The sequence below is a fragment of the Catellatospora coxensis genome, assembly GCF_016862635.1.
GTDB classification, from domain to species: domain Bacteria; phylum Actinomycetota; class Actinomycetes; order Mycobacteriales; family Micromonosporaceae; genus Catellatospora; species Catellatospora coxensis.
Genome location: NZ_BONI01000095.1, coordinates 14449 through 32348 on the forward strand (window position 1 = coordinate 14449; position 17900 = coordinate 32348).

The 17900-nt window shown below is 73.5% G+C and carries 13 protein-coding genes; 7 read left to right on the plus strand and 6 right to left on the minus strand.

What is annotated here, in order from left to right:
- Nucleotides 1–14: 14 nt before the first annotated feature.
- The 4 genes from Cco03nite_RS36530 to Cco03nite_RS36545 are packed head-to-tail and all read left to right on the plus strand — an operon-like array spanning nt 15 to nt 4118.
- Nucleotides 15–836: a carbohydrate ABC transporter permease gene (locus tag Cco03nite_RS36530; RefSeq protein WP_373314415.1), complete on the plus strand. Its 822-nt coding sequence runs from the start codon at nt 15–17 to the stop codon at nt 834–836.
- A complete protein-coding gene (locus Cco03nite_RS36535) occupies nt 833–2149 on the plus strand; it encodes an ABC transporter substrate-binding protein (RefSeq protein WP_203698593.1) in 1317 nt (438 codons plus the stop codon). The genes Cco03nite_RS36530 and Cco03nite_RS36535 overlap by 4 nt, the downstream gene beginning before the upstream one ends.
- Nucleotides 2146–3192: an ABC transporter ATP-binding protein gene (locus Cco03nite_RS36540; RefSeq protein WP_203698594.1), complete on the plus strand. Its 1047-nt coding sequence runs from the start codon at nt 2146–2148 to the stop codon at nt 3190–3192. Before Cco03nite_RS36535 ends, Cco03nite_RS36540 begins: the two co-directional genes overlap by 4 nt.
- A 29-nt stretch (nt 3193–3221) precedes the next feature.
- A complete protein-coding gene (locus Cco03nite_RS36545; RefSeq protein ID WP_203698607.1) occupies nt 3222–4118 on the plus strand; it encodes a carbohydrate ABC transporter permease in 897 nt (298 codons plus the stop codon).
- Nucleotides 4119–4184: 66 nt separating this feature from the next.
- Here the strand turns inward: Cco03nite_RS36545 and Cco03nite_RS36550 are convergent, their stop codons facing one another.
- Nucleotides 4185–4373, minus strand: coding sequence for a hypothetical protein (locus Cco03nite_RS36550; RefSeq protein ID WP_203698595.1), 189 nt, complete (start codon nt 4371–4373; stop codon nt 4185–4187).
- A gap of 216 nt (nt 4374–4589) precedes the next feature.
- On the opposite strand from Cco03nite_RS36550, the gene Cco03nite_RS36555 reads away from it, so the two are divergent.
- The gene (locus tag Cco03nite_RS36555; protein ID WP_203698596.1) at nt 4590–5996 is read left to right on the plus strand and encodes an NsdA family TPR-like regulatory protein; all 1407 of its coding nucleotides are present in this window, start codon (nt 4590–4592) and stop codon (nt 5994–5996) included.
- Between the two features lie 7 nt (nt 5997–6003).
- On the opposite strand, the gene Cco03nite_RS36560 is transcribed toward Cco03nite_RS36555, so the two are convergent.
- Entirely contained in the window at nt 6004–6777 is a 774-nt protein-coding gene (locus tag Cco03nite_RS36560) for a class I SAM-dependent methyltransferase (protein ID WP_203698597.1), read from the minus strand.
- A 114-nt stretch (nt 6778–6891) separates the two neighbouring features.
- Entirely contained in the window at nt 6892–7764 is an 873-nt protein-coding gene (locus Cco03nite_RS36565) for an oxidoreductase (protein ID WP_203698598.1), read from the minus strand.
- A 118-nt stretch (nt 7765–7882) separates the two neighbouring features.
- Between Cco03nite_RS36565 and Cco03nite_RS36570 the strand changes: the two genes are divergently transcribed.
- Entirely contained in the window at nt 7883–9127 is a 1245-nt protein-coding gene (locus tag Cco03nite_RS36570) for a cytochrome P450 (protein WP_203698599.1), read from the plus strand.
- Between the two features lie 12 nt (nt 9128–9139).
- On the opposite strand, the gene Cco03nite_RS36575 is transcribed toward Cco03nite_RS36570, so the two are convergent.
- Entirely contained in the window at nt 9140–13870 is a 4731-nt protein-coding gene (locus tag Cco03nite_RS36575; RefSeq protein WP_203698600.1) for a HEAT repeat domain-containing protein, read from the minus strand.
- Nucleotides 13871–14037: 167 nt separating this feature from the next.
- Nucleotides 14038–14976 carry a hypothetical protein gene (locus Cco03nite_RS36580; protein WP_203698601.1) on the minus strand — a complete coding sequence of 313 codons (939 nt, stop codon included), beginning with the start codon at nt 14974–14976 and terminating at the stop codon, nt 14038–14040.
- 123 nt (nt 14977–15099) lie between these two features.
- On the opposite strand from Cco03nite_RS36580, the gene Cco03nite_RS36585 reads away from it, so the two are divergent.
- Nucleotides 15100–17187 carry a hypothetical protein gene (locus tag Cco03nite_RS36585; protein ID WP_203698602.1) on the plus strand — a complete coding sequence of 696 codons (2088 nt, stop codon included), beginning with the start codon at nt 15100–15102 and terminating at the stop codon, nt 17185–17187.
- 86 nt (nt 17188–17273) lie between these two features.
- On the opposite strand, the gene Cco03nite_RS36590 is transcribed toward Cco03nite_RS36585, so the two are convergent.
- Nucleotides 17274–17708, minus strand: coding sequence for a hypothetical protein (locus Cco03nite_RS36590; RefSeq protein ID WP_203698603.1), 435 nt, complete (start codon nt 17706–17708; stop codon nt 17274–17276).
- Nucleotides 17709–17900 lie beyond the last annotated feature (192 nt).

The window sequence follows — 17900 nt, forward strand, 5'->3', positions numbered from 1 at the left end:
AGCGGCGTAGCACCGTGCGCGGTGTGCCGCAACGCCGCCGCACCTACGGGGCCGTCGCCGTGACGCTGCTGTTCACCGCGCCGCTGGCGCTGCTGGTGACCGGCTCGCTACGCGAACCCGGCCTGCCGCCCGTCGTCGCGCCGCCGCTGCTGCCGGACGACCCCGGCCTCACCGCCTACCAGCAGGCGATCACCCACGGCGACCTGGTACGCGCGGCCGCCAACTCGATGCTCGTCGCCGCGGTCGGGGTGCCGCTGAGCCTGCTGGTGGCCTCGCTGGCCGGGTTCGCCCTGGCCCGGCTCCCCCGCCTGGTCACCGGCACCGTGATCGCACTGTCCGTGCTGGCGATGATGGTGCCCGCCACCGCGCTGCTGCTGCCGCGCTTCGTGCTGTTCCGCACGCTCCACCTGACCGACACCCTGGTGCCGCTCGTCGCGCCCGCGCTGATCGCCACCTCACCGCTGTACCCGCTGATCTACTACCTCGCCTTCCGGGCCATCCCCGCCGACAGCTACGACCTGTGCCGGCTCGCCGACCTCACACCGATGCAGACGTGGCGGCGCATGGCGCTGCCCCAGGTGCAGCCGGTCACCGCCGGGCTGGCCGCGCTCACCTTCGTGCTGACCTGGTCGAACCTGCTCGACCCGATGGTCTACCTGTACGACCGGGCCGCCTTCACGCTGCCGCTGGCGCTGCGGGCCCTGGCCGCCATGGACCCGCACAACCAGCCCGTGTTCCTCGCCGGCGCCGTGCTCACCACCCTGCCGACCCTGCTCGTGCTCGGCATCGCCCAGCGCCGGTTCCTGCACTCCTACGCCCCTGAAGGAGCCTCGTGAAGCGAACAGCCGCCCTGCTGAGCCTGCTCTTCCTGGTCACCGCCGCCGGATGCGCCGGCGACGCCGAGCCGGCCGCCGACACCGTGTCCCTGCTGGTCGCCGGCACCCCCGACGAGCTGGCCGCGTACCGGTCGCTGGCCGCCGAGTACCAGAAGGCGTCCCCCGGCGCGACCGTGAACCTGATCGAGGCGAGCAGCGCCAAGGACCTGATGACCAGGGTGTCCACCTCGGTCGCCGGCAACGCCGCACCCGACCTGTTCCTGATCAACTACCGCAACTACGGGCAGTTCGCCGTCAAGGGCGCGCTCGCGCCGCTGACCGCCCGGCTGGCCGCCTCCGGCAGCCTGCACGAGCGGGACTTCTACCCGCAGGCCATGGGCGCCTTCCGCTGGGGCGGCGAGCAGATGTGCCTGCCGCAGAACATCTCCAGCCTCGCCGTCTACTACAACCGCAGCCTGTTCCAGAAGTACGAGGTCGCCGAGCCGGTGGCGGGCTGGCACTGGAACGACCTGGTCGCCACCGCGCAGGCGCTGACCCGCGACGCGGGCGGCCGGACCGTCAAGGCCGGGGACCCGGAGACCGCCGGGGTGCCGGCGGCCGTGCACGGGCTGGGCGTCGCGCCGGAGCTGATCCGGCTCGCGCCGCTGATCTGGTCCAACGGCGGCGACATCGTCGACGACCCGGCCAAGCCGACCCGGCTCACCCTGGACACACCCGAGGCACGGCAGGTGATCCAGGACTTCCTGGACCTGACGAAGGTCGGCGTCGTCCCGTCCGACGTGGAGGTGGAGGCCCAGGACTACGAGGCCCGGTTCGCGGCGGGCAAGCTGGCCATGTTCGTGTCGTCCCGGCGGGTCACCACCGCGTTCCGGGCGATCACCGGGTTCGAGTGGGACGTCGCCCCGCTGCCGCAGTACCGCTCCCCGGCCAACATCCTGCACAGCGACGCGTACTGCATGACCAAGGCGTCGAGCCGGCAGGACGCGGCGTGGCGCTTCCTCGAATACGCCCTGAGCGACCCCGGGGCCGCCCTGATGGCCCGGACCGGGCGCACCGTGCCGTCGCGGATCTCCGTGGCGACCTCGCCGGCGTTCCTGTCCCCCGGCACGCCGCCCGCCCGCTCGCAGATCTTCCTCGACACGATCCCGGCGCTGCGACCGGTGCCGACGATCTCGACCTGGCCGGAGATCGAGGACGCGACCGGCAAGGTCCTGGAGAACGCCTTCTTCCACGGCGACCCGCTGGACAAGGTGATCGCCGACCTCGACGCGGCGACCCGGCCGGTCTTCGCGCGGGGCACGGCGGCGCGGTGACAGCCGGGCTGCGGCTGCGCGGGGTGTCCCTGTCGCGCGGGGCGGTCACCGCCCTGCGCGGCATCGACCTCGCCGTGCCCCGGGGCGAGCTGCTCGTCGTGCTCGGCCCGTCCGGCGCGGGCAAGTCCTCGCTGCTGCGGGCCATCGCCGGGCTCGACCCGGTCACCGCGGGCACCGTCGCCATCGGCGGGCGCGACGTCACCGCGCAACGACCCGGGCAGCGCAACGTGTCCATGGTGTTCCAGAACCACTCGCTGCTGCCGCACCTGACCGTGGCCGACAACATCGCGTTCGGCGACCGGATCCGCGGCGCGGGCCACCGAGCCGCCGCGGCCCGCGCGGCACAGGCCGCGGCGACCGTCGGCTGCCAGGACCTGCTGGCGCGCCGCCCGCACCAGCTGTCGGGCGGCGAGCGGCAGCGGGTGGCGCTGGCCCGCGCGCTGGTACGCGAACCCGACGTGTTCCTGCTCGACGAGCCGCTGGCCAACCTGGACGCCGAGCTGCGCCTGCGGATGCGCACCGAGATCCGGGCGGTGCACGACCGGCTCGGCACGACGACGGTCTACGTCACCCACGACCAGTCCGAGGCGATGGCGCTCGGCGACCGGATCGCCGTGCTCCGCGACGGCCGCTTCGAGCAGGTAGGCACCCCCGACGAGGTATGGCGGCAGCCGCGCACCCGGCACGTCGCCGCGTTCGTCGGCGCGCCCGGCATGAACCTGCTCCCCGGCGACGGTCCGCTGACCCTGCCGGGCGGGCCGGCGACCGGCGTCGAGCTGGGCGTACGGCCCGAGCATGTGACGCTGGGCGGCACCCCGCCGGACCCGCTCGGCGAGGTGGAACGGGTCGAGGTGCTCGGCGAGGACGCGCTGGTGCACCTGACCGTCGGCGGGCACCCCCTGCTCGCCCGGGTGCCCGCCGCGGCCCGGCCCGCGCCCGGTGACCGGGTCGGCATCGGTGTCGCCGCGGAGCACCTGCACGTCTTCGACACCGCCACCGGCGAAAGGGTCCCGCAGCCCACCGCGGCCGGGCGGGCCGGGTGATGGACCGCGACCGCCGCCAGCTGCTGCTGATGCTCCTGCCGTACCTGGTCGGGCTGGTGGCGCTGGTGCTGCTGCCCGCCGTGGCGACGATGGCGATGGCGTTCACCGAGAGCGACCTGATCGCCACCTCGCGGTTCGTCGGCCTGGCCAACTTCGTCGAGCTGACCCGGGACCCGGCGGTCCGGGCGGCGGTCGGCAACTCGCTGTCCTACCTGGCCGTGTCGGTGCCGCTGCGGCTGGTCCTCGCGGTCGGGCTGGCCCTGCTGCTGCACCGGCGCGCCCGTGCCGCCGGAACGGCCCGCGTCGCGGTGCTGCTGCCCGGCGCGGTCCCGGAACTGGCGTACGGGTTGATGTGGCTGTGGCTGCTCAACCCGATCCAGGGGCCGGTCAACCAGCTGCTGCTGCTCGGCGGGGAGGGCGGGCGGACCATGTTCGGCACCCTGCCGCCGCAGTGGCTGACCGATCCCGAGGACGCCCGCGCGGGGATCGTGCTGATGAGCCTGTTCACGATCGGGGAGACGTTCGTCATCGTGCTCACGGCCCGGCTGGCCCTGCCGCCCGAGGCGTACGAGCTGGCCGAGCTGGAGGGCGCCCGCGCCGGGCAGGTGCTGCGGCGGGTGACGCTGCCGCTGCTCGCGCCGGTCCTCGCCGTGCTGGTGCTGCGGGACACGCTGATGAGCCTGCAGGCGTCGTTCGTGCCGACGCTGGTCGTGACGGGTGGCGGCCCTCCGCCGTACGCGACGACGTACCTGTCGCTCGTGCTCTACCAGGACGCGTTCGAGTACCTGCGGTACGGCTACGCCGCCGCGGTCGCCGCGCTGATGCTGGGCCTGACCGCGGTGGCGGTGCTGATCCAGTGGCGCCTGCTGCGCCGCTGGGCGTCGTCCGGGGCCGTCGGCGTGGAGGTCCGGCGGCCGGGGAACTGACAGCCCGGCGGCATGGGAACGGCCTGGCGGCCGGATGCCGGACCGCCAGGCCGAGAGATCCACCGATCAGTCGAGGATCGTGTTGAAGAACGCCACCGCACCCGCCGTCGCGGCACCCGCGATGAGCATGGCGCCGGCGGTGTTGTTGCCTGCCAGCTTCGCCAGCAGCGCGCTGGCCAGCCCCACCAGGAAGGCCAGCAGCAGGATGAGCATCGCGCGCTGACCGAGCAGCGGGCGGGACTCCTTGTTGTTCATCGTGACCTCCAGCTTTTGCGTGCCTGGCTCGAATATCCCCAGGTCCGTCGAGCCGTTGATCGTGGTGACGCGCGCATGCGCGCACCGGCCGGCCCCGGTGCGCGTCTTGGCGCGAATCCGTTCGCAAACCTGATCTGGGGCACCGATTCGGTGATTAGCGCGCCGACAACTGGGTAACGCGTGGGTATTCCCACTTCAGAGCTAGGAGCCGGCCTCATGGACCGCACCCGCAAGCACACGGTCGCCGCCCTGCGCCGCCAGGCCGAGCAGGAGCGGTGGCCCGCCGGGCGCCTGCCGGCCGAGATCTCGCGCCGGCTCGGCGTGAGCGCGCTGCTGGCGCACCGGCTCGCGGCGGGCCGCACCCAGCAGCAGACCGCCTCGGAGCTGCGCCGGCTGTACCAGCAGGAGACGGGTCAGGAGGCACGCCTGTCCCACCAGCAGGTGTCGAAATGGGAGCAGGGCCAGGACCGGCCGGAGAAGTACCTCAACGCGCTCTGCAAGCTCTACGCCACCCGGCTCGACCTGCTGGGCCTGGCCATCGACTGCACGGACGACGCTGCCGGCACGGGCTCCCCGGCGACGCCGGCCCGCCGCGAGGACCAGCCGACCTTCGACCGGCGCAGCCTGCTCACCGCGGCCGGCTCTGCCCTGTTCCTCGACTTCGACGACATGCGCATGCGGACCGAGCAGGAACTCCGCAAGGACTGGCTGTCGGAGGAGACCCTCGACCGCTGCGAGCACGAGGTGGACGACCTGGGTCTGCAGATCAGGACCGTCGATCCGCGGGTCTTCCTCGCCCAGGCCGGCGCGGTATACCACCGGCTCAACGATCTGCTCAGCCAGCGGCAGTCGCCCGGCCGCCACCGCCGCCTGACGAACAGCATGGCCGGACTCGCCGGGCTGATCGCCCTGGATCTCAACGCCCTCGGCGACCCGTGGAAGGCGCGTAGCTGGTTCCAGACGTCGCAGACGCTGGCCGAGGTGCACGACAACGTGGGTATCCGCAGCTGGGCCATGTCGTACGAGGCGATGACCCACCTGTGGCACGGCGGTTCGCCGCAGCGGGCCCTGCAGCTCGCGGTCAGCGCCCGGGACCGGGCCCGCCGGGAGCCGTCGTCACCCAGCGGCGCGCTGGCCGCCGCCATCATGGGCCGGGCGCTGGCCCGCCTGGACCGCCGCCGCGAAGCGGAGAGTGCCATCCAGGAGTCCGAGACGATGTGGTCGAAACTCGACCAGCAGCCGCGGACCGAGGAGACCTCGTTCGGCTTCTACGAGCACCTGCTGCGCATGTACCAGAGCGACGTCTTCACGACCATCGGCCGGTATGAGGAGGCCGAGCACGCGCAGAACGCGGTGATGTCGCTGGCGGGGCAGGGACCGCAGCTGGACGTCGACAGCGCCCTGGTGCAGCTGGACCGCGCGCTGTGCCTCGCCCGCCGGGACGTTCCGGAGCAGAGCGTCCGTACGGTGCTGGACACCGTGCTCGCGCTGCCGGAGGGCTTCCAGTCCGGCACGGTCGTCCAGCGCACCAAGCTGGTGCGCGAGGAGCTGATCGCTCTCGGAAACGGCGGCCTGGTGGCCGAGGTCGAGGAGTGGCTGCGCGCCAACACCCCGCGACGCTGAGTCCCGATCAGGGTTTGGCCACCGTGAGCACCAGCTCACGGTGGCGCCCGAGCAGTGGTGGGATCACGGTGGCCTCGGTGAGCAGCACCTCGGCGATCCGCGGGCCCAGCTCGCGGCGCAGGAGGCCGGCGTTGGCCCGCCAGAGCCCGTAGAGCCGGGACCAGGCCCGGGCGACGCCGGGACGCTCCGTGCGCCGCCGCAGCACCAGGCCGGCCTGGCGGACCGGGGCGAGCCAGTCGGACACGGCCCGGCCCGGCTCGGTGCCGGGGGCGGCCTCGGCCACCGTGACGACCGCCCGGCCACCGGGCCTGAGCACCCGGCCGACCTCGCGCAGCGCCTGGGCCCGGTCGGTGGCGTACAGCAGCGCGTCGATGCAGACCACGGCGTCCGCGCTGCCGTCGGCCAGCCCCGTGGCGAGCAGCTGCCCGTGCCGGAAGTCAGGTCGGTGGCGCATCGGCAGGCCCGCGGCCCGCCCCCGCGCCGCGCTGACGGCGACCGGGCTGAAGTCGACGCCGGTGAGCCGCGCGCCGTGCCGCTGCGCCAGCCACAGGCCGGGCCCGCCCCGCCCGCAGCCGAGGTCGACCAGATGATCGTCCGGGCGCAGGCGCAGCTGCTGCCCGGCGAAGCCCAGCAGCCGCAGCGAACATTGGCCCAGCGGTTCGACCACGCTTGGGTACGCGGGCCCGAAGGCGTCCGCATGCATCCGGAGCAGCGCCGACCCTGACCCGGCACCGCGGTGAAGGACGTCGAAGTCGTCCGGAGACAGGGGGTCGAGATACATCACCGCTCCGCCACACACCCAAGAAGAGTGACAACGGCGTCACGGGTTGTCTATGACATGTTCGGACAGCGACGGCGGAAGTACAGCGCGGTGATGCCGACCGGTCGGATAGGTCTACATTGGACCTTCGGCAGCTCCGGCCGGTCGCGCGCGGCGGGCGGCGATCGCACCCAGGGCGGCGAACAGCGCCACCACGAGCCGGTCGAAGACGCGGTCGGGCAGCAGCCAGCGGGCGAACACGGCGGCTCGCGCGCCACGCCCGACCGCGTAGCGCGAGCGCGGCCGCCGCACCGTCGCGGCCCGCCCGATCGCCTTGGCGACGACCGAGGGCGGCGAGATGTGGTCCGGCTCCGACAGCAGCGCCCGCGCGTACCGGCGGGCCTGCTCGCCGTAGGGCCCGCCGCCGGACGTGGCCAGCAGCCGCTCCCCCGCCACCTGCGGGAACTCGGTCGCGATGCCGCCGGGCTGGATCACCACCACGTCGACGCCCAGCGGCCTCAACTCCACCCGCAGGCAGTCGCTCAGGCCCTCCAGCGCGTACTTGGTCGAGTGGTACCAGCTGCCCAAGGGCTGGTACAGCCGCGCCCCGACCGAGGACACGTTGATGATGCGGCCCGCTCCCCGCGCCCGCAGGTGGGGCAGGACCAGCTGGCACAGCCGGGCCGCGCCGAAGACGTTGACCTCGAACTGCCGCCGCGCCTCGTCCAGCGGCACGTCCTCCAGCGCGCCGAACGAGCCGTAGCCGGCGTTGTTGACCAGGACGTCGATCCGGCCCGACTCGGCGACGATCCGGTCGACCAGGGCCGCCAAGGCGGCGTCGTCGGTGACGTCGACCCCGGCGGTGTGCACGCCCAGGGCGGCCAGCGGCGCCATCCGGTCCACCCGCCGGGCCACCGCGTACACGGTGAAACCCAGCTCGTGCAGCCGGTGGGCGGTGGCCGCGCCGATGCCCGCGGACGCTCCGGTCACGATGGCGACCCTGGTCATCTGCTCCCCCGCGGTGTCCGAGCCGGCAACGAGGCGATCACGGTACAGCGGCCGCACCGGCAGCGGCATGGGCCGATTCGTTCGAGTCGATCGCTGCCCGGCCGTTACCACCGGTAGGGTGACCGTCGCTGTCGGGCATCTGTCGCTGCGCTATCCCCTTCCCGCGGGCAGCGGCTGTAATCGATGGATGATCCCGGCCGCGGAAAGTGCCTTCGCGCAACGATCCAGCTCACCGGCCGCACTGGGGCGCACCCTCGCGGCGCTCGGGCGGCAGCAGCCGATCGTGTACGACGAACTCATGCACGCGCCGCTGGTGCTGCGGCATCGGGACGTCAGCGCCGCCCTGCGCGACACCGCCACCTTCAGCACCCGCTTCTACGGCATGGGCCCGATGAGCGAGGCGATGATCGCGCTCGACGGGCCCGCGCACCACGGGCTGCGGCGCGTCCACAACCGCTTCTTCAGCGCCAGTGCGAGCGCCAAGTACGCCCAGGCCGTCGTGCCGATCGCCCGGCGCAGCTTCGGGCCGCTGGCCGCGAAGGCCGAGGTGGAACTCGTCGAGGAGAGCATCGCCCGGTATCCGATGGAGGTGTTCCTCGCCCTGCTCGGCATCCCCGACGAGCTGGGCGACCAGGGCCTGGCCTGGGTACGGGCGATCATCACGTGGCTGGGCTCGCCGATGGACGAGTCGGTCGCCGAAGCCGGCCGGCAGGCGTACGACCGGCTCAGCGAGTACACCACCACGCTGGTGCGGCAGGAACTGCGCGTCCGCGGCGACAACATGCTCGGCGAGATCGTCCGGGCGTTCGAGGCCGACGACGCGTACTCCCTCGAAGCGGTGACGACCGCGGTGGTGAGCCTGCTGCTGGGCGGCTTCGAGACCACCATCCAGATGATGTCGGCGACGGTGTCGTCGCTGCTGCTCAACCCGGACGCGCTGGCGCGGGTGCGGGCCGATTCCGGCCTCGCCGAGGCCGCGATCGACGAGTCCTTCCGCTGGGCCAACCCGACCGCCGGGCTCTACCGCCTGGTCATGCGCGACACCGAACTCTCCGGGACGCCCCTGCCCGCGGGCAGCCTGGTGTACCTGGCCATCGCCGCCGCGCACTTCGACGAGCAGGTGTACCCCGACGCCGACACGTTCCGGCTGGACCGGCGCGGCGGAGCCCACCTGGGCTTCGGCATCGGCCCGCACTACTGCGTCGGCGCCCCGCTGGCCCGCATCGAGGTCACCGCGGCCCTCACCGCGCTGCTCGACGCCTGCCCGAGGCTGCGCCTCGACCCTGAGACGACGCTCAGCTTCCACTACGGCGCGCGGGGTTTCGTCCAGCACGGCACCGAAGCCCTGCCTGTCCTGACCTGATCTCGCCCGCTGTCAGCGCACCACGGCCTCGTCCGCCGCTCGCTCGGTGATCCGGTCGAGGACCGCAGTGTAGTGGTGCCGCCGGTCCGGCCGCGCCCGGCCCGCCGCGTGCCTGAGGGCCGGGATCGCCGAAGGTCCGACCTGGACGAGACCGCCGAACGCGGCCCTGCGGACAGCGGCTTGGGGGTGCACGAGCAGGCCCACGATCGCGGGGATGGCGGGCTGGTGGTCCGCGTGGCTGAGCGTGTTGACCGCGGCCCGCACCACGTCGGGTTCGGGATCGTCGAGCAGGACCGTGCTGTGGCGCAGGTAGGTCGGGCGGTCCAGGAGCTTGCGAGCGACGCGATGGGCGTGCAGGCGGATCGCGGGCTCGCGGTGGTGGAGCAGGTCGGCCAGCAGGTTCTCCAGTTCGGCGGCCTGGTCCGCGGCGAGCCGGGCATCCGCCGGGCGGTGATCCTCGTGCACCTCCGCGAGGCGGGAGAGCGCGCGGCGGACCTGCTCGGCGTGGCCGGTGCGGATCAGGTCGAGCAGGTCCGCACGTGATGGACCGGCTGTGGTGGCGTCCGCGGGCGGTCGCTCCCGGAGAGCGGCGAGCCGGGCGGTATCGCTGTCGGCGGCGTCGGGCCCCCGTAGCGGGCCGTCCACGAGGGTGATCCTGTCGGCCAGGTCCGGACGGCCTTCCGCACGCAGCCGTCGCTGGACTTCGTCGAGTGCCGGAGTGCGCAGCAGGGGCCGGTTGGCGATCAGGTCCAGGTATCCCCAGGCCCCGGCGTCCAGGCGGCTGTGGAGGCTCTCCGCGAGGGTGTCGGCGTATTCGGCATCCTTGCGCAGCGCGGCAGCGACCGAGACACGGGTGGCGGGGTCGCCGTGCTCCCACCATTCGAGCAGCAGCGGGAGCACGCGGTGCAGTCCGGACGGGTCGAGGTGGTACGCCACCCGGGCGACGCGCTCGCGAGCAGCCTCGCCACCGGCGGCGATCGTCCGCAGTTCGCTTTCGTCGATGCTGTTCAGCGCCGGCGCGAGGCCTGCACTGACGCCGACGTCGACACGGACGGTGGCGCGTCCGTCCAGGAACGCGCGGAGCACCTCGCGCACGGTCTCCGGCTCGGGCCAGTGCCGGAGTGCGGCGGCTGCCGCGTCGCGCCTCTTCGCGACGGGGGCGTCGAGCATGCCCAGCAGGCGCTCGCGCAACGCGGCCGAGCGCGGCTGGTCGAGGTCTCCGTCGTGCGGGATCCGTGGCCGGTCGGCGGCCTTGTCGGCGTGCTCGGCCAGCGTCCAGGACGGTACGCCGATCGGCTGGAGGGACTCCATCCAGTCCAGCATCGCGCCACGGGCGTCCTGGTGCGCCGCCGGGAAGAGGTCGATCAGGGCGTCGAGGCGGTCGCGCGACGGGAGCGGATGCTCGTCTCGCGTCCGGAATCCAGCCAGGTCGCCGAGCAGCCGTACGGCTGCTTCGAGGCGGAGCCGCCAGGCAGTGGCCTCCTCGGACGCCGGGGTGGCGGTGACGGCGAAAGCGTCGCGCAGCACGGCGGTCTCGGCGCGCCAGGGGTCGGGGCCGAGCCGGGCCGCGGCGAGGGCTTGCTCGACGTCGGTGCGAGTCAGCACCGCGCCGCAGCGGCGCAGCAGTGCCAGCGACGACCTCCGTCCGGCCGCGGTGGGGGCGAGCGTCCGCAGCCGGGCGGCGAGGCCGAGGGCCTGGGCGGCGTGCAGGGTCGGCGCGACCGCCTCCAGGACCGTGAGCAGAGCGTCCCGGTCCTCACCGGCCGCTTCGCCCAGACCGTCGACCAGCGTCCCGGCCGCCTGGGCAAAGGTCTTGACCTCGTCCGCCGACCAGGGAGCGGGGCAGAGCCGCAGGGTGAGCCGAAGCGTCGCCGGTGCGGCAGCGATATCGGAGGCGGCCAGCCGGAGCCAGTCGACCAGCAGCGGCCGCAGCCGGGCGAGCCGGCCGGCGCTCGGATTCCCGGGCTCCCGCTCGTGTCCGGCCACGATCCGCAGTGCGGTCGCCGGGTTCCAGCCGTCGCGCACCAGCGCGTCGACGTCCTCGTCGAACGGGCCCTGAGCCGCCCGGACGGGCCGGGCCGGTGCGGCGATGCCGTGTGCCGTGAACAGCGCCGCCAGGTCCCCGACGGTTCCTTCGCGGAGCCTGATCTCGCCTGCGGCGACCAGCGCGAGCAGCGCCGGTGCGACCGGGGAGCCCTGCCGGGCCAGGGCCTCGACCGCCCGCGCCGACAGCGTCCAGTCCAGCGCGTCGAGCAGCAGCCTGCGGGTTCGCTCGTCGTCGGCCTGCTCGGCCGCGGCGAGGACCGTGGCGGCGTGGGCGTGGCCGAGGATCGCCCCGAGTGCTTTGACGAGAGCCGCTCGCAGACCCGGGTTGTCGTGGCGGCCGAGCCAGGACAGCAGCTTCGGCACCGCGGCGGGCGCACCGGCTTCAACCAGGACCTCGGCGGCGGTCTTCTTGATATTCATGGTGGGGTGGTCCAGGCACGCCGCGATCGCCGGGGCGGCCCAGCGGGCCTGGATCCGCCCGAGCGCGAGCAGCGCCTGCCGGACGGTCTGCGGGTCGCGGGCCGTGGTCAGGATGATCAGGCTCGCCGACAGCGCCTCGGCGGCGTCGCCGGTGGAGTCGGCGGCCAGTGCCGCGATCGCGTGCTTGCGGATGTGGCGGTCGCGGTGGCGCAGCAGCCGGTGCACCCGGGCCCGGGTGCCCGCGTACGGGGCCCGGGGCAGCAGGGCGAGCAGGACGGCCTGCTCGCCGGCGGACAGGCCGGGCCGGTCCAGCAGGTTCAGCACCATGGTCGCGACGAGCGCGTGGCCGGCCTCGGCGGCGCTGCCGGCTTCGCGCAGGCAGTACGGCCGCAGCTTGCCGCGTTCGTGCAGGCGGCCGCCGAGCGCGTGGATCGCGGCCACGACCTTGTCGGGCACGGCGGGCTCGCCGGGCGGAGGTCCGTCCGAACGTACGGTCTCGACGGGGCGGGCCGGTCCGCCCGGCTCCCACGATGCCGCGAGGTCCGCCACGATCCGCGCCAGCAGGTCGGCGATGGCGGCCAGAGTGCCCGCGTCGCCGTTACGGGCCAGCACGAGCAGCGCCGAAACCGGGTCCTCCGGGTCGAATCCCGCTCGCAGCACAACCAGTTCCCGCTGGTCGGGACCACCGAGGTCGACGGCGATCCGGCGGGGAACGTCGCGCGGGTCGAGGCGGGCCAGGATCGCCGCCCGCCCGTCCGGATCGTCGGTGAGATGCCACAGCAGCTCCAGCGCGCGACGGCGGACCGGCCGCAGGTGCGGCGCGACAGGCCCGGTGGTGACGTCGCCGCCGGTCAGGCCGAGCCCTTCCCGCAACACCGCCACGGTCCGGGGGCCGCCGACTGCCTCCAGCGTGCGCAACGCCGCCGCCGGGGCCCGCGGCAGCAGCTCGATGACCGCCGCCTCCGCCGGAGTATGGCCCAGCGCCCCGATCGCCGCCAGGAACGGCTCCGGACGCGACGTCGCGGGCAGCACACCGGCGATCGCGTCGCCGACCGGCAGGTCCCCGCCTCCCTGGCGGGCCAGCTCGACCAGCAGCGCCAGCCGTCGCGGCCACATCGGGTCGTCGGGGTCCTCGGCCACCAGCGCGCCGAACGCCGCACGGCGGCACGTGAACACGATCGTGGCAACCTCGGCCGCGGACACGGTGTGATCGGCCAGCGCGAGGTCCACGATGTACGCAGCATCGTCACCGGCCGGGAAGACGCCGCGCCGGTGCATGGCCCGAAGGCACGCCACCACGGATGCGCCGAACAGCAGCGGGTCGGTGGCGGCGGCTGCCAGGATCCCGCCGATGTCCGCAACACCGGCCAGGGTGCCCAGCTCCCGCAGTGCCCGCTGCCGGGCCCGCGGCGGCATCGCCCCGTCCGTGATGACGTCGTGGAGAAGGTCGCCATGCCCGTGACGGGCGGCAGCCACGATCGCGGCATCGATCACGGCAGGCCCCGGTGACGGCGGATCAACGGCCTGGCCCCGGCGGGCACCGGCCGGGGCAGACCCTGGCGACGGCGCAGTGGTGACGAGGAGCGGTCGAAGCCGCTCTCGGCGCAGCGGGGCGAGCGCGGCCCACGGCTCGGCCAGCTCCTGCAGCGCGGCAGCGGACACCTCGACGGATTCGAGCAGCCTGCCGACGTGCTCGCGGGCACGGGCCGGGGCCAGCAGTGCGCTGTGCAGCCCTTCGCGGGCCAGGCGCAGCGCCGCGTCTCGCAGCACCCGGTCGCCGCTGGCGGCCAGCTCGCCGACCAGCTCATCCAGCCGGTCGGTGTCGGCGGCGGCGATCCCGGCGACGGCCTGGTAGAGCAGCTCGCCCGCCGGTTCGCTGCGGACCTTCGCGGGCTCGTGGCAGATCTCGGCGCGCAGCCAGGCGACCTGAACATTGACCGGCAGGCCGACCGTACGCCACCGCGGCCGGCGCTGCTCGGGCACGTACCGCCAGAGCCGCCGGTGAAGGTCGGCCAGGAGAAGCGCCGTCTCGGACGGTCCGTCCAGCGTCGGCGGCAGCACCCCGGCCAGTTCGGCCAGGTCGGAATCCTCGGTGCTCGGAATCGCGGTCCGCGCAGCCAGCCGGTCCAGACCCAGGTGCCGCAGCAGCGGGTCGACGTCGCGAATGAGCAGCTTCAGAACGGCTGGCGTGCAGTCCCGCGCCTCCAGGTGGGTGGAGAGCCAGTCGAGGTCGCCTCGCCGCACCGCAGCCCTGACCGGCTCGCTCACTGGTGTCATGTCGGCCGATCGTAGTCGGCGTCCTGATCACGGCAATACCGTTTCGAGCTGCGCTCGGGTCTCGCGGGTCGGAATTCGTACGCCGGCTCCGAGACGCTTGCCGACTGCGGCCCCTTCCATCAGCCCGTCCGCGGTGGGGCCGCGGATGGCCGCGACCCCACCGCACTTCAGTATATGATCTTGTAGGCGCAGATGAACCCGCCCATGAGCGCGATGTCGCCGTCATGGTCGTCGTCGTCGGCGTATACGTCCAGTGCGGCACGCGCCTTGTCACCCAGGGCGAGATACCACTGCAGGCTGAGCTCGCCCGGATCCGGGTGCTGTCCCTCGCCGCCCACCGCCACCATGTAGTAGCGATGGACGCCTCCCCCGAATTCGCAGCTGTCCAGGTAGGAGCCGCTCGAACCGTAGAGGCTGCCGACGTGGTCGAGCATGTGGGCGAAGCGCACGTCCTGCGGCAGCTGCGCGCAGACGACCGTCGCCACGACATTCCACACCGACGTCGTACCCGGTGGGATCTCGCTGGCCACCGCCTTCACCGACTCCGGGTTCTGACCGGAGTTCGACAGGTACGCGCGCCACAGCGAGTCGAAGCGGACCGCCCGGCCGCCGCCGCGGATACTCGCGCCCATGCCGATCTTCGTCGTGCGAGGCGGGCACTCGGCGATCGCCGACTTGGTCTGCTGGCTGTCGGCGGCGGAGGTCACGTTGACGTACACGAATCCCGGATAGTCGGGGCCGCAGGCGGCAGTGACCTGGACCGACCAGGTGCCGGGGAAGTTCCCGGCGTGCAGGTCGGCTCGCTCACTGGCCTCGACGACGAACCCGCTGTCGGTCGGCTGGCTACGGTGAATGAATACCTGGTTGGTCGCCCCGAGCACCTTCCCGCCGCCGCCGAGGGCACGGGTTCCGGCCGGACACACGGCGGTCACGACGACGTGGCTGTCCGAGCCCGGTGTGCTGGTCACCTCGACGTACCGGATTCCCGGGTTGTACGGATCACCGCCTCCGCCGGGTGGCGGCGCGGCATGCACCGGCGCGGCGGCGATCGCGATCATGGCTGCCGCCGTCAGCGACGCTGCTCGCCGCAGTCTGCGATGCGACATGGCGCATCCCCTCTCCCCATCGGCGAACGGAGGTTCGCCGTGGCATGAGCGTAGGAATCCGGCGGCGGCCGACGCCGCAACCTGTCGCGTATCAGGCCGAGAACTGGTCGCTATATTGGCGCGATGCTCGCGGGACTCGATGAGATCGACTGGTCGGCGTACTGGGGCGCTTACGGTCCGTGCACGGAGGCGCCGGACATCCTGCGGGCGATGGCGGACCAGGACCCGCAGACCGCCGACGAGGGCCGGGTCGAGTTCTACTCGTCGATTTGGCATCAGGGCACCGTCTACCCGGTGACCGTGGTAGCCGTGCCATTCCTGGTCGAACTCGCCACCACACCGGGAGTACGCGATCGAGACATGCTCCTCGTCACCCTCGGCGAGCTCACCGACCCGGAGCAGAGCAACGGCGACGACCAGCCTGCCGTCCGGGAGGCGATCGCCGCCCGCAGCAGCACACTGGTGCCGCAGCTCGCCGATCCCGACCCGGAGATCCGCGCGGCCGCCGCATACACGGTGGCCCGTTGCGGGCCGCAGCACCTGCGGACGCTGCACGGCCGGTGGGCCGTCGAGTCCGACTCGGCGGTCCGGGCCGTGCTGCTGCTGGGCATCGCGCACCACGAGGGGGCCGCGTGCGCCGAGCTACTGTGCACGGCGGCCACCACCGAGGCGCACCCCTTGCCCGCGGCGGCCGCGCTCGCCTACGCGAAAGCCGGGCTCCCGCTCCCTGCGGAGGCTGTGGTTCCGGTCGCCGCGTCTTTCTCCGCCAAGGAGTGGAGGAGCCCGTGGGCCGGTGGAGACCCGCTGCGCGAGACGCTGAGCCGGCTCGACGGGGTGTCGGCTGAAGCGCTTGCCGGAACCATGCTCGCCGACGGAGGTTCGTCGACCGGACGCGTCCGCCTCGCCAAGGCGTTGCAGTCCCGGTTCCGGGCGAAGCGGTCCGCCCCCGCGGCGCTGATGCCGTACCTGCGCGAACTGCTCGCCGACCGTACCGAGACGGTGGTCGCTGCCGCGGTGGACGCGGCCGTGCACGCCGGACCAGCCGCGGCGGCGGTCGCCGACGAACTGGCCCGCATCGCCGGCGACGGTCTCGCGGCGGTCCCGCAGCCGCATGGCGACCCGTTCTCCAAGCGCACCACCGGCGGCCTGGCGGCCTACCCGGAACCCGCGAACACCGCCCTGTCCGTCCTGGTCCGCCTCGGTGACCGGCGCTGGCGGGACCCGGCGCTCGCGGCCTGGGAGGCCGGCCACTGGCTCTCCGCCGACGCACTGCTCGACGAGTACGTGCCGGAGTTCGATCCGGTCGCCCTGGACGGGGTGCGCCGCCGGATCAGCAGGCTGCTCGCCGCACAGGTGCCCGGAAACCCGATCATCGACGCGGTGATGTCGGTCGTGGGCTGGGGTCCGGCTGCTGCCCCGGCGGTGCCCGAACTCATCGCCGCCCTGCCGGTCGCGACCGCCGCCGCCCCGCTGGCCCTGGCCGCGACCGGGGCCGCCACACCCGAGGTCGTCGCGGCCCTGCGACAGGCCGGTGACACCCGGGCCGGGCACGCGTTGTGGCGGCTCACCGGCGATCCGGGGCCGCTGGTCGCAGCCGCCGCCCGGATGCTCGACCACTCGACGCCGTGCGTCCTGGACTACGAGCTGAAACTTGTCGCCGACCTCGGCCCGGCGGCCGTGTCCCTGGTGCCGCGGCTGCGTCCAGCCCTGACCGGCACAGCCGAACACACCATGCCCGAGCAGCTCGCCGCCGCCCTGGTGGTCTGGCGGGCCACCGGTGACCCGGCCGCGGTCCTGCCGACCGTCGAGGCGGCGCTTCGCGTCGGCGACCCGTCCGCCCGGTGGCACGCGAGGCAAGCCGCCCGGCTGGCCGCCGACCTGGCACCGGCTGCCGCCGATCTCATACCGCTGCTTCGCGCGGCGCTTGACGCCGAGCAGGCTCTGGTCGACACCGCGCGTGCGCTGTGGCGGCACGGCGTGGACCCGGCCGAACTCGTCGCACCGCTGCTGACCGCGGCCGCGGATCCCCACGGCGGCTCGGCGGCGGTGGCGCTGCTGGTGGAGATGGGTGCGACCGCGGCCGTGCCCGGACTCACCGAACTGGCCGAACGCGACGAACGCGTGGTGTGCGCCGGCACCTGGACCGACACGGTGTGGGCGGACGAACGGCTGCGCGGCCAGCTCAGGGCGGCGGTCAGCGCTCTGAGCTGATCCGCTCCGCCGACGCCAGGACAGCGAGCCGCCGGTGCCGGGCCGGGAGACGGGAGCGCCCCCGTGGCGCTCCCACCCCCGGAGACTCATGCCCGACGCATGCTCATATGCAGATCCGCGCAACCGGTGCCGCCGCCGATACAGACGCCGTCGGTGATGCTGGGGAACACATGGAAGCCGTTCCTGTCGTAGGTGAAGCACTTCTCGCCGCCCAGACCCAGGCAGTCGTCGCTGCGCGCCCACCCGGCCGCCATGAACAGCCGGTCGACGAGGCGCACCGTCTCGGCCCGGGTGAGCGGCACGGTGTACCAGCGCGTCCGGACCAGCCGCGTCCTGTCCCGCTTGGCGTATCGGGCATGTTGCGCCCACTCGTGCTCCGGCAGCTTCACGGCATCGAGTTCGGCGGTCCCGGCGGCCAGGATCTCGGCGCCGGGAGGCCCGTCGTCGGCAGGAAAGCCGCAGCCGAGCACGAGGGCGGCGGCGAGCACCCCGGCGAGCATCTGGCGGCGCTGGATCGGCATGGCCCGTTCTCCTTTCCGAGTCCCCATCAGCTTCCTTCCGTGGATACTCCGGCCTTCAGGCCGGCGAGGAAGCGGAACTCCTGCGGAGCAGGACAGGCACAGCCGATCCGCCGCCATGGCGGACCGGCACCCACTCGAACGCCAGTACGAAACCGCACAGCTGTCCTGTTAGGATTCTCATCGTGGCCAGGT